Raw genomic sequence first — 11,457 nt, 5'->3', positions numbered from 1 at the left:
GCCCGGCGCTAATCCCTTGTTTTTCCCTTGCTTATTGCGCAAAAAACGTTCTCGTCACAATTATTTCACAAAAACGCTTGCCGCAAATTTGTAGTTTGATGATAATGATTATCATTGTTACATTGATTGTTATTTTTAAACAATATGTCACGTATGGATAACACAACGGCAACGCCTGCAAAAGACAAAACACCGCCTTCCGTCGCGCCAAACGAGCGACGAATTGACAGTAAAACCCTGCTTGGTAACGAAGGACGCGTGATCATAGAACATGATGGTCAGCACTACCTGCTGCGCCAGACACAAGCCGGAAAACTCATTCTGACTAAATAAACAACACATTTCGCCAGCCACCCAGGTCATACCCAGGCAGCCAGCGCTTTTCGATTTCCTAATGGAGAGTTGCTATGCCTTACCTGCACACCGCTTCCCTGCGCCCATCGCTGTTGGCGCTGGCGATTATCAGTAACCTGCCCGCCGTCGCCTATGCGGCGGTCGAGGATATGACCGTTACCGCCACCGGCAATGCCCGTAGCGCCTTTGAAGCGCCAATGATGGTTAGCGTCATTGACGCCACCGCCCCAGAAAACCAAACCGCCAGCTCGGCTGCCGACCTGTTACGTAAGGTTCCAGGCCTGACCCTTGACGGTACGGGCCGTACCAACGGCCAGGACGTGAATCTGCGCGGCTATGATCGACGCGGAGTTCTGGTACTGGTTAACGGCGTTCGTCAGGGAACCGACACCGGACACCTGAACAGTACCTTCCTCGACCCGGCGCTTATCAAACGCATCGAAGTCGTGCGTGGCCCTTCCGCACTACTGTACGGTAGCGGCGCGCTAGGCGGCGTGATCGCCTATGAAACTGCAGATGCCAAAGATCTACTGGACGTCGGGAAAAACAGTGGTTATCGCGTGTTCGGTACCGCGGCGACCGGCGATCACAGTCTCGGCATGGGCGCCAGCACGTATGGCCGTACCGATACGCTGGACGGACTGCTTGCCTGGTCCAGCCGCGATCGCGGTGATTTACGCCAGAGTGACGGTACTACTGCGCCGAATGACGAAGCAATTAACAATATGCTGGCGAAAGGTAGCTGGAAAATTGACAGCGCCCAGACGCTGGCCGGTTCGCTGCGTTACTACAATAATGACGCCCGGGAACCTAAAAACCCGCAGACCAGCGCGGCGGATGCCAGCAATCCGATGACCAACCGTTCAACGATCCAGCGTGATGCGCAACTGACCTACTCGCTCGCTCCGGCGGACAATGACTGGCTGAACGCTGACGCCCGTATCTACTGGTCCGAAGCGCGCATTAATGCTCAGAATGCAGATAACACTGGCGAATTTCGCAAGCAAACCACCAAAGGCGGGAAGATCGACAACCGCAGCCGTCTGTTTACCGACTCTTTTGCATCTCACCTGTTGACCTACGGCGGTGAATACTATCGTCAGGAGCAACAACCGGGAGGAGCAACAACTGGCTTCCCGGAGGCTAAGATCGATTTCAGCTCCGGCTGGCTACAGGATGAAATCACCCTGCGCGACCTACCGGTTACGCTGCTGGGCGGTACCCGTTATGACTCTTATCGCGGCAGCAGCGACGGTTATGAAGATGTCGATGCCGATAAATGGTCGTCCCGCGCCGGATTAACGGTTGCGCCAACTGACTGGCTGATGCTGTTCGGTTCATACGCTCAGGCTTTCCGTGCCCCGACTATGGGCGAGATGTATAATGATGCGAAACACTTCTCGATTGGTCGTTTTTACACCAACTACTGGGTGCCGAACCCTAACCTGCGCCCGGAAACCAACGAAACACAGGAATACGGATTTGGCCTGCGCTTTGACGATCTTCTGATGGCGAGCGACGCGCTCGAATTTAAAGCCAGCTATTTCGACACCAAAGCGAAAGATTACATCTCCACCAGCGTCGATTTCGCCGCTGCGACAACCATGTCCTATAACGTACCCAACGCCAAAATCTGGGGCTGGGATGTGATGGCGAAATATTCCACCGATCTGTTCAGCCTCGACATGGCCTATAACCGCACACGCGGAAAAGATACTGACACCGGCGAATACATTTCAAGCATTAACCCGGACACCGTCACCAGCAAACTGAATGTGCCAGTTGCGCACAGCGGTTTCTCTGTCGGCTGGATAGGGACATTTGCTGACCGTTCAACGCATATCAGCAGCACCTACGCTAAACAGCCCGGCTATGCGGTAAACGATTTCTACGTCAGCTATCAGGGCCAACAAGCGCTGAAAGGCATGACCACCACGCTGGTACTGGGCAACGCCTTCGACAAAGAGTACTGGTCGCCGCAAGGCATTCCGCAGGATGGTCGTAATGGCAAAATTTTCGTGAGTTATCAGTGGTAATCACTTTTCCCCGGTTCGCCGGGGCCGCAATCTGGAAGGAAGAGACAATGAATCATTACACACGCTGGCTGGAACTGAAGAAAGAAAATCCTGGCAAATACGCACGTGATATTGCGGGGTTGATGAATATTAGCGAAGCCGAACTGACCTTTGCACGCGTCGGTCACGATGCCTGGCGCTTACGTGGCGAAGTGCGTGAAATTCTCAGCGCACTGGAAGCAGTTGGCGAAACCAAATGTATTTGCCGCAATGAATACGCAGTACATGAGCAGGTGGGTGCTTTTACCAATCAGCACCTCAACGGTCATGCCGGACTGGTTCTCAATCCGCGCGCCCTCGATCTGCGTCTTTTCCTGAATCAGTGGGCCAGCACCTTTCATATCAGCGAAACAACCGCCCATGGTGAGCGTCAGAGCATTCAGTTCTTCGACCATCAGGGAGATGCGCTGCTGAAGGTCTATACCACGCAAAATACCCTCGTTGAGGAATGGGCAGCGTTGCTGACCCGTTTCATCTTTGCAGAAAACCCGCCGCTGGCACTGCAACCTGCCAACAATTCCGCGCCTGCCGCCGTCACGGTCGATGCGCAGACCGTTGATCAAGAGTGGCGAGCGATGACCGATGTCCACCAGTTCTTCGGTCTGCTGAAACGCCATGAACTCACCCGCCAACAGGCGTTTAATCTGGTGGGCGACGATCTGGCCTGTAAGGTTTCTAATAGTGCACTGGCGCAGTTACTCGACACCGCGCGTCAGGATGGCAACGAAATTATGGTTTTTGTGGGTAATCGCGGCTGTGTACAGATTTTTACCGGCGTGATTGAAAAACTGGTACCGATGAAAGGCTGGCTAAACATCTTCAACCCAACCTTTACCCTACATCTGCTGGAAGAGAGCGTGGCTGAAACGTGGGTGACGCGCAAACCGACCGCCGATGGTCACGTCACCAGTCTGGAACTGTTTGCTGCCGACGGTACGCAAATCGCACAACTGTATGGTCAACGTACGGAAGGCGAGCCGGAACAGACGCAATGGCGCACACAGATTGACGCGCTAACGCCGAAAGGACTGGCCGCATGAAAAAACTGCTGGCCCTGATCGCGCTGCTGCCCTTCGCCGCACTGGCTGCACCCGAGGAACGAGTTGTTGCCCTCGGTGGCGATGTCACCGAGATCGTATACGCACTGGGAGCACAACCCTCCCTTGTGGCGAGAGACAGCACCAGTCAATGGCCTGCTGCGGCAACCGCGTTACCTGATGTTGGTTATTTGCGCCAGCTCAACGCCGAAGGGATCCTTGCCACACGCCCTACGCTGGTCCTTGCCAGCGCACAGGCGCAGCCTTCTCTGGTGTTAAAACAGATCGAGCAGAGCAATGTCAGGGTTGTCACGATCCCAGCAAGCAACGATCTTAACGCGATTGATGAAAAAGTTCGGGTTATCGCCGAGGCTACTCATCGGGAGGCCGACGGCGAAACGCTGCGCGCAACGTTACGTCAGGAACTGGCGACGCTCCCGTCATCTGAACTTAATAAACGTGTGCTGTTTATTCTCAATCATGGTGGGATGACCGCGATGGCGGCGGGCCAGCAAACCGGAGCTGATGCGGCGATTCGTGCCGCTGGTCTACGCAACGCGATGCAGGGCGTTAATCGCTATCAGCCGCTGTCACAAGAAGGCGTCATTGCCAGCCAGCCCGATCTGGTAGTGATTTCACAAGAAGGTGTTAAGGCGATGGGTGGCGAGGCAAACCTGTGGGCGCTACCAGGACTTGCGCAAACACCTGCCGGAAGGAATAAACAGGTATTGCAGGTTGACGACATGGCGCTGTTGGGCTTCAGCATTCGCACACCACAGGCTATTTTGCAGCTTCGTGCTAAAGCGGAGCAATTGCCCTGATGTCCCGGCGGATCACCTGTTCGTTGTGGATGTTGGCATTGATGCTGCTTGTAATGACGGTTCTGGCTACCGGTTTTGGCGCGTTGCGCCTGCCGGTAAGTCTGCTCTGGCGTGATGGCGATGAGGCACTGCGTCAAATCTGGCTCACGATTCGTCTGCCCCGCGTCCTGCTGGCGCTGGTGATTGGCGGCTCTCTGGCGCTCGCTGGCTGCGTGATGCAGGGGCTGTTTCGCAATCCGCTTGCCGACCCTGGATTACTGGGAATAAGCAGCGGCGCCGCCTGCGCTGTGGCCCTGTGGGTGGTGCTGCCTGTCTCCTTGCCCGCGCTGCTGATGTTGTATGCTCCAATGCTGGCCGCTTTTTTCGGCGCGCTGGCGGCAACCGTAGTGATTTTTATCCTTAGCCAACAGCGCGACGGTTCACTCTCACGCCTGCTGCTGGTCGGCATTGCCATTAACGCGCTCTGTGGGGCGGCGGTTGGCGTTTTGTCGTGGGTCAGTAATGATGCGCAACTGCGCCAGCTGTCGCTATGGGGAATGGGAAGTCTGGGGGCCGCGCAGTGGTCCACACTGTTGGCTGTCACTTCACTGACAATCCCGACAGTGCTGATCATCTGGCGACTTGCTCCGGCGCTGAATCTTCTGCAACTGGGTGAGGAAGAGGCGCATTATCTCGGCGTTGATGTGCGTACAATCCAGCGTATTTTGCTGCTTTGTAGCGCACTACTGGTTGCCTCAGCCGTGGCGGTAAGCGGCGTGATTGGCTTTATCGGGTTGGTCATCCCACATTTAATACGTATGTGGCTCGGCTCAGACCATCGGGCCGTTATTCCGGGTTCCGTGCTGGCGGGCGCGTTTTTATTGCTGATTGCAGACACACTGGCCCGTACGGCGGTTGCGCCTGCGGAGATGCCGGTCGGTCTGTTGACCAGTCTTCTCGGCGCACCGTGGTTTTTATGGCTTATTTTTCGTCAGCGAGGACCGCATGGCTGAACATTTCATCGCTGAAGGGCTTCACTATCACGTAGCTGGCAGAGCGGTGATCGACGACGTATCACTCGCCCTTACAAAAGGTGAACTGGTGGCGCTCATCGGCCCAAACGGTGCGGGGAAATCCACTCTGCTACGCTTGCTGACCGGTTTTCTGAAACCGGCTACCGGGCGCTGCGTGCTGGCGGGCAAACCGCTGGAGGAGTGGCCTACCCAAATGCTGTCGCGACACCGGGCGGTAATGCGTCAGCAAACGCAACTGGGATTTGACTGGCCGGTAGAGGCCGTCATCGCGATGGGTCGCGCGCCCTGGACCCAACGACCGGAACCTGAGCTTATTGCACAGGTAATGGAGATGACCGGATGTACGCCTCTGGCAGGCCGGCAATACGCCGCGCTTTCCGGCGGCGAGCAACAGCGAGTGCAGTTAGCCCGTGCGCTGGCGCAACTCTGGTACGACGGTGCGCCTCGCGGTTGGTTATTCCTTGATGAACCGACCTCCGCGCTGGATCTTTACCACCAGCAGCATCTGTTGCGCATGCTAAAAACGCTAACCGCTTCGGGTGAGCTGCATGTGTGCATTGTGCTTCACGATCTGAACCTCGCCGCACTGTGGGCAGACAGAATAGTGCTGCTGCACAACGGCAGGCTGGTGTCGCAGGGAACACCGGAAACTGTGTTACAGGCCGATGATCTGAAGCGCTGGTACGGTGCTCAGGTACACGTTGGCCAGCATCCGGCCAACGCCTCCCCGCAGGTATTTCTGGCCCCTTAGCTTGAACAACTCACTTCCAGCCGTTTGCCCCAGTCAGGTGGACGGCTGGCATAGTCATCATCGCGATCGGCAAACGGGGTACGCAAAGCCTGGTGCAACCGGTGCAGTTCGGCGTAATCCCCCTGCTCTGCCTGGCTAATCGCCCGTTGCGCCAGCCAGTTACGTAATACCATCGCCGGATTTACCGCCTTCATCTGTGTTTGTCTGACTGCATCGGCAATATTGTCTTGCTGAAGGCGCGAGCGATACCGCGTGAACCAGTCGTCAAATGCTGCGCGGTCGATAAACTCATCGCGCAACGGAGATTGCGCACTGTGCTGCTCCGTTTCGCTGAGCATGCGAAACGTTCGCGTATAGTCGCTTCTTTCTCGCGCCATCAGGCTAAACAGTTCGCTAAGCAGTTCGTTATCGTCTTTCTGCTCGCTAAAGAAGCCGAGCTTTTGCCGCATCCGCTGACCATAGCGAGTTAACAGCGCCAGCTGGTAACTGTCCAGCGCATCATTTAGCGCCTCGACCTGGATAAACGGCGACAGGGTTTGCGCCAGACGTTGCAGGTTCCACAACGCGGCAGCCGGTTGGTTATCGAAACTGTATCGCCCCTGGTTGTCAGAGTGGTTGCAGATATAATCAGGCACGTAATCATCAAGAAAACCGAATGGACCGTAATCCATCGTCAGACCCAGAATCGACATGTTGTCCGTGTTCATAACACCATGCGCAAATCCTACCGCCTGCCAGTCAGCGATTAACGTCGCAGTACGCGTGACAACATCGTTAAACCACAGCTGATACTTATCGGCTTCTTCCTGCCATTGCGGCCAGTAATGGCGAATCGCAAAGTCAGCCAACTCGCGCACTTTTTCCGGCTCTCGGCGATAGTAAAAATGCTCAAAATGGCCAAACCGCATATGGCTTTGCGCCACGCGAATGAGCATCGCCCCTGCTTCGACCGTTTCGCGATAAACCGGCGTGTCGCTGGTGACAATCGACAATGCCCGCGTGGTCGGTATTCCCAGGTAGTACATCGCTTCACTGGCCAGGCTTTCACGAATGGTCGAGCGCAGTACGGCACGCCCATCACCCATGCGGGAATACGGTGTGAGTCCGGCGCCTTTCAGGTGCCAGTCAAACGTTGAACCATCCGCGAGCTGTTGTTCGCCCAGCAGGATCCCTCGTCCGTCGCCAAGCTGACCAGCCCAGACGCCGAACTGATGCCCACTATAAACCTGGGCTAAAGGCGACATCCCGGGAAGCAACGATTCGCCTCCCCAAACGCCTGCACCAGTCGGAATATCAAATAGCGCCGCAGGAATGGCTAATTTCTCCGCCAGCGCATCGTTATGCCAGATAAGGTGCGCGTTTTTCAGAGGGGTGGGTGAAAGCGCGGTATAGGTTGCTGGTAGTTCATCACGCCAGCGAGTGGTAAAAGACAGGGTCATAGGGCCTCCTGCCTCTAGTGTAGACTGTTAATAGGCTGTTAAACACCAGCAAATAAAAGGGTTATATCTTAGCGAGCGAAATTATCTGCGCAGGAGGCACCGCAGGCCACAATCCTCCCTGCATGGCACTAAATCCCACAGGCAAGACGCGCTCCAGCATCTCTTGTGTATCAATTCCGCTAATGATTATTGATTCACAGCTGGGCGATAGTTGCGCCAGAATAGCCCGCATAAACGGTTCAAACGAAATATGTGCAATCCTTTGTTGAACAAAGTTTTTATCCAGCACGACGCGTTTGAACAGGCCGTCAAAAATTGCCCGGGTTGATATACCGCCAGAACCATAGTTTGTCAGGACTAATGGAAATCGCGCAGCAAGTGCGGCCAATATTGGATTATCTTTACCTTTGTTTAACTCCGGATAGCTTTCATTAATAGTCAGCTCCAGAAATGAAAATCGTTCAACTTGTGAAGCAAATTCAGTATCTGATAATAAAGTATTAGCAACTGCTGGCGTTAAATTAATCCAGGCGGATACTTTTCGCTGAATAAAAAAATGTTGGCACGTTTCGATTAATTCTAGTTTTTCTACAAATAAACGACATTGTTCGTCGTCTGACATCCGAGGTAGGACCAGCTCGGTGGGTATACGCACATCCCCATGCGCACTGGCGAAACTGGTGATGATATCGACGAATTCAAGATCGCCTTTTTCGCTTCTCGCAGGAAGAAAAGAGAACTCAGAATGGTAAAGATTATCCAGTGAAACAATCATCGTGCCAGCCCCGCTGCATGGGTGTTATCCGGCATCCTGTAGCAAAGGATGGAGAAATACGTTACTGCTGATGCAAGTAGAGGCCCTTTCATTTTTCCCTTTTTAGCCGGTAAATCGAATCCTTTTTTTTAGCTTATCCTGATTATAAGCGAATATCCAGCTTTGCACTTTTTAATATCTCGGAATAAATCATATTTTTAGCAAGATACGCTCTTAATGTTCAGGGGTATTGTCTAACCAAAAGCAGAAATAAAAGTTAACTTTCAAATGGTGATGTTGAGGCTGCGCACTCGATGGCAGCCTCGGAGTTGCGGGGGATTAAATACGTCGCGCCTGCCAAAAGTTTTTACGCCAGTAAACGTTATCCAGAGACGAGCGCATCACGCCACGGCTGGTTGAAGCATGAATAAATTGATTATTGGTATCGTAAATACCAACATGCAGACCGCTTTCCCCAGACCCGGTTTTAAAGAAAACCAGATCGCCGGGCAGCAAATCGTCTTTATCAATTTCGGTACCAATCTTTGATTGCGTACGCGTATCGCGCGGAAGTTGCAGGTCGAATTTATCGCGCATCGTCATCAAAACAAATCCAGAACAATCCACCCCACTACGACTCATACCGCCATAACGATAGGGTGTGCCATGCCAGGTTTGTAGCTGATCATTAAGACCGGCGATAACGGCAATAGAATCCGACAAGCGGGCATTTGGCGCAGGCGCACGATGGCTGCTGCAGCCCGCCAAAAACAATGCTGTGATGAAAAGGAGCCAAAAGCGCATTCAGTACGAATCCTCTGAATTTTATTTTTATGCCAATTTAGCGTGGAAATTATATGATTTTCAAGAACCCATTTCACTTAAGTGGTTGATATGAGCATTCTGTGCCCTTCAATATCCAAACGACGGAAGTTGACGCCATAGGCCGCAGACAGATTGGCCGGCGTCAGTACCGCATCTCGTGAACCACTGGCAAGCAGTTTCCCGCGTTTGAGTAGCCAGGCTTTATGCGCATGGCGTAAGGTGTGATTAAGGTCGTGGCTACTCATCACAATCGCTATGCCCTGCAAACACAGCTGACTCAACAGTCGGTCCAGTGCGTTTTGTTGCGCCACGTCCAGACTGTTCATCGGCTCATCCAGCAGTAAAAGCTGACCTAATGGATTCGCTTGTGGGCAAATCTGTAGGATAACCGCAGCCAGGCGCACACGCTGCCACTCACCGCCGGAGAGTTGGTTCACGCCGCGCCCCAGTTTATCTCCCAGGCCGAGCGCATCGGCGACCTCCTGTAACAGATCGGTGCGTGCTTTGTCAGGTTGATGCAGCGTCAGAAAATGCCAGACCGGCATCGCAAACGGCGGATTTTGCTGTTGCGCGAGATAGGCGCGATATTGCGCCAGCCTGGCGGCCGGCCATTCCTCCAACGGCATATCACCAAAAGTGATACTGCCCTCTCCGTTTGTCAGACCCGCCATACGCGCCAACAGCGTACTTTTTCCGGCACCGTTTGGTCCCACTAAATGCAAGATCTCTCCTGCTTTGATCTCACCAGAAAGCGGGCCGAGACGGGTCGATTCCGCGACGTCCTGTAGCTGCATCAATCGAGACATTAGTTTGCCAGCGCCTGCTTGATGGTTTGCACCAGGATGGGATCCTCAGGCGTCATATCCGGTGAGAATCGTTGCAGCACTTTTCCATCGCGACCCACTAAAAACTTCTCGAAATTCCACAGGATATCGTCCGGGTAGAGCGGCGCACGACCTTTGCTCGCCATTCGCTCGTAGAACCCACTGTCCGCAGGCGCAACGGCCGTTGGCGCGGCATCAATCAGCTTCTGATACAGCGGATGGCGTCCCTCGCCGTTGACGTCGATTTTGCTGAACATCGGGAAAGTTACGCCCCATGTGGTACTGCAGTACGTTTTTATTTCCTCTTCGCTGCCCGGCTCCTGGCCCAGAAACTGATTGCAAGGGAAACCAAGAACGCTGAAGCCCTGTTGGTGCCAGGCTTTCTGCAGATTTTCCAGTTGCTCGTACTGCGGCGTCAGTCCACATTTTGAAGCAACGTTGACGATTAACAGCACATTCCCGGAATACGGCTGCAGTGAGGTAACCTCGCCGTCGATGGTCGTCACTTCTGTATCGAGGATAGTGTTTTGCATAGCATCTCCAGAACAACAGGTGGATTTTCAGTTTTTAATCATAGACCGTACCAACGCGTTCTAGCGCGCGGCTTTTAACAATAGCCAGATAAATACCGGTGCGCCCATGGTGGCCGTTACCACGCCGATAGGTAACTCAGCCGAGGCCAGCACCAAACGCGCGACAACATCAGCAAACAATAATGCGATTGCGCCAGCCAACGCACAACCTGGCAGTAAAACACGGTGATCGGTGAGGCCACACAGTCTCAAAATATGCGGGATCACAAGCCCAATAAAACCAATCGCCCCTGCCAGAGCCACGCTCACGCCAACCATCCAGCCTGTGGCAACCACCAGCAGGTTGCGCCAGAACCATAATGGCAGTCCCAACTGACGTGCAGAAGTCTCTCCTAACGCCAGCATATTCATCGGCTGCGACTGACAGCAGATCCACACTAGCACCGGAATCAACGCCACCATGAGCCAGGCCTGATGCCAGTCTACGCCACCGAAGCCCCCCATCATCCAGTACATCAGCTGACGTAAATCAAACGAGGTAGAGAAGTAGATAGCCCATGTCATCAGCGCGCTACAGATAATCCCCAGCGCCACCCCCGCCAGCAGCAGGCGGCTGGTAGACAGATGTCGACGGGCGAAACGTAGCAGAATAAGCGTGATAATCAGCGCTCCGGCAATGGCGCAAAGGCCCAACGCCCAGCCAGGGAGTTGCCCCTGCCCCAGCAGCACCGCCGCGATAAGCCCGACTCCCGCGCCGTTAGATACGCCCAGTAATCCAGGCTCTGCGAGCGGGTTTTCAAACAGAGCTTGCATCACTGCGCCAGATAAGGCCAATGCAGCGCCTACCAGCAAAACGGCAAGGGTACGGGGAAGTCGAATTTGCCAGACGAACAGATCGCCGCGGGCGCTGAACCAGTCGCCGGGAGCGATCCATTGTTCTCCTGCGCACAAGCTTAGAATCGTTGCCAGTAGCATCAGTACTGACAGTGACAGTATCCAGCGCACGTTTCGACGCTGTTGTTGATGGGCGA

The 11,457-nt window shown here is 54.2% G+C and carries 12 protein-coding genes; 6 read left to right on the top strand and 6 right to left on the bottom strand.

Translation table 11 applies throughout. The features are described from left to right. The first annotated feature begins 144 nt into the window (after window positions 1–144). From hemP to FDW94_RS15190, 6 genes are all read left to right on the top strand, one after another. Window positions 145–333 carry a hemin uptake protein HemP gene (gene hemP / locus FDW94_RS15215; protein ID WP_032943171.1) on the top strand — a complete coding sequence of 63 codons (189 nt, stop codon included), beginning with the start codon at window positions 145–147 and terminating at the stop codon, window positions 331–333. 74 nt (window positions 334–407) lie between these two features. Continuing rightward, window positions 408–2,390, top strand: coding sequence for a TonB-dependent hemoglobin/transferrin/lactoferrin family receptor (locus tag FDW94_RS15210; RefSeq protein WP_137377830.1), 1,983 nt, complete (start codon window positions 408–410; stop codon window positions 2,388–2,390). 47 nt (window positions 2,391–2,437) lie between these two features. Next, on the top strand, window positions 2,438–3,469 hold the full coding sequence (gene chuS / locus FDW94_RS15205) for a hematinate-forming heme oxygenase ChuS (RefSeq protein WP_048226740.1): 1,032 nt from the start codon (window positions 2,438–2,440) through the stop codon (window positions 3,467–3,469). Next, the gene (locus tag FDW94_RS15200; RefSeq protein ID WP_057066982.1) at window positions 3,466–4,287 is read left to right on the top strand and encodes a hemin ABC transporter substrate-binding protein; all 822 of its coding nucleotides are present in this window, start codon (window positions 3,466–3,468) and stop codon (window positions 4,285–4,287) included. The genes chuS and FDW94_RS15200 overlap by 4 nt, the downstream gene beginning before the upstream one ends. Next, window positions 4,287–5,279, top strand: a complete 993-nt coding sequence (locus FDW94_RS15195) for an iron ABC transporter permease (RefSeq protein ID WP_057066981.1) — start codon at window positions 4,287–4,289, stop codon at window positions 5,277–5,279. The genes FDW94_RS15200 and FDW94_RS15195 overlap by 1 nt, the downstream gene beginning before the upstream one ends. After that, window positions 5,272–6,051 (top strand): heme ABC transporter ATP-binding protein, encoded by a 780-nt coding sequence (locus tag FDW94_RS15190; RefSeq protein WP_137377829.1) that lies wholly within the window; start codon window positions 5,272–5,274, stop codon window positions 6,049–6,051. The genes FDW94_RS15195 and FDW94_RS15190 overlap by 8 nt, the downstream gene beginning before the upstream one ends. Here FDW94_RS15190 and selO read toward each other — a convergent pair. From selO to btuC, 6 genes are all read right to left on the bottom strand, one after another. Next, window positions 6,048–7,490, bottom strand: coding sequence for a protein adenylyltransferase SelO (selO, locus tag FDW94_RS15185; RefSeq protein WP_137377828.1), 1,443 nt, complete (start codon window positions 7,488–7,490; stop codon window positions 6,048–6,050). The two genes, FDW94_RS15190 and selO, sit on opposite strands and share 4 nt — an antisense overlap. A 61-nt stretch (window positions 7,491–7,551) precedes the next feature. Beyond that, a complete protein-coding gene (locus tag FDW94_RS15180; RefSeq protein WP_048235505.1) occupies window positions 7,552–8,265 on the bottom strand; it encodes an EAL domain-containing protein in 714 nt (237 codons plus the stop codon). Between the two features lie 318 nt (window positions 8,266–8,583). Further along, complete coding sequence (locus FDW94_RS15175; protein ID WP_003832591.1) at window positions 8,584–9,048, bottom strand: NlpC/P60 family protein; 465 nt, start codon at window positions 9,046–9,048, stop codon at window positions 8,584–8,586. Window positions 9,049–9,125: 77 nt separating this feature from the next. Beyond that, window positions 9,126–9,875 carry a vitamin B12 ABC transporter ATP-binding protein BtuD gene (btuD, locus tag FDW94_RS15170; RefSeq protein WP_003030567.1) on the bottom strand — a complete coding sequence of 250 codons (750 nt, stop codon included), beginning with the start codon at window positions 9,873–9,875 and terminating at the stop codon, window positions 9,126–9,128. After that, complete coding sequence (locus FDW94_RS15165) at window positions 9,875–10,426, bottom strand: glutathione peroxidase (protein WP_003832585.1); 552 nt, start codon at window positions 10,424–10,426, stop codon at window positions 9,875–9,877. The genes btuD and FDW94_RS15165 overlap by 1 nt, the downstream gene beginning before the upstream one ends. A gap of 60 nt (window positions 10,427–10,486) precedes the next feature. After that, the coding region (gene btuC / locus FDW94_RS15160) for a vitamin B12 ABC transporter permease BtuC (RefSeq protein WP_170974245.1) at window positions 10,487–11,457 on the bottom strand (971 nt) is incomplete at its 5' end.

The sequence above is a fragment of the Citrobacter sp. wls757 genome (genome assembly GCF_005280935.1).
Lineage (GTDB): Bacteria > Pseudomonadota > Gammaproteobacteria > Enterobacterales > Enterobacteriaceae > Citrobacter > Citrobacter portucalensis.
Note: the sequence above shows the minus strand (reverse complement) of the source record. Positions and strands in the feature narration are given on the sequence as shown.

Coding starts and splice junctions, on each gene's coding strand:
- hemP (WP_032943171.1), top strand. CDS start 145: ATGTCACGTATGGATAACACAACGGCAACGCCTGCAAAAGACAAAACA.
- FDW94_RS15210 (WP_137377830.1), top strand. CDS start 408: ATGCCTTACCTGCACACCGCTTCCCTGCGCCCATCGCTGTTGGCGCTG.
- chuS (WP_048226740.1), top strand. CDS start 2,438: ATGAATCATTACACACGCTGGCTGGAACTGAAGAAAGAAAATCCTGGC.
- FDW94_RS15200 (WP_057066982.1), top strand. CDS start 3,466: ATGAAAAAACTGCTGGCCCTGATCGCGCTGCTGCCCTTCGCCGCACTG.
- FDW94_RS15195 (WP_057066981.1), top strand. CDS start 4,287: ATGTCCCGGCGGATCACCTGTTCGTTGTGGATGTTGGCATTGATGCTG.
- FDW94_RS15190 (WP_137377829.1), top strand. CDS start 5,272: ATGGCTGAACATTTCATCGCTGAAGGGCTTCACTATCACGTAGCTGGC.
- selO (WP_137377828.1), bottom strand. CDS start 7,490: ATGACCCTGTCTTTTACCACTCGCTGGCGTGATGAACTACCAGCAACC.
- FDW94_RS15180 (WP_048235505.1), bottom strand. CDS start 8,265: ATGATTGTTTCACTGGATAATCTTTACCATTCTGAGTTCTCTTTTCTT.
- FDW94_RS15175 (WP_003832591.1), bottom strand. CDS start 9,048: ATGCGCTTTTGGCTCCTTTTCATCACAGCATTGTTTTTGGCGGGCTGC.
- btuD (WP_003030567.1), bottom strand. CDS start 9,875: ATGTCTCGATTGATGCAGCTACAGGACGTCGCGGAATCGACCCGTCTC.
- FDW94_RS15165 (WP_003832585.1), bottom strand. CDS start 10,426: ATGCAAAACACTATCCTCGATACAGAAGTGACGACCATCGACGGCGAG.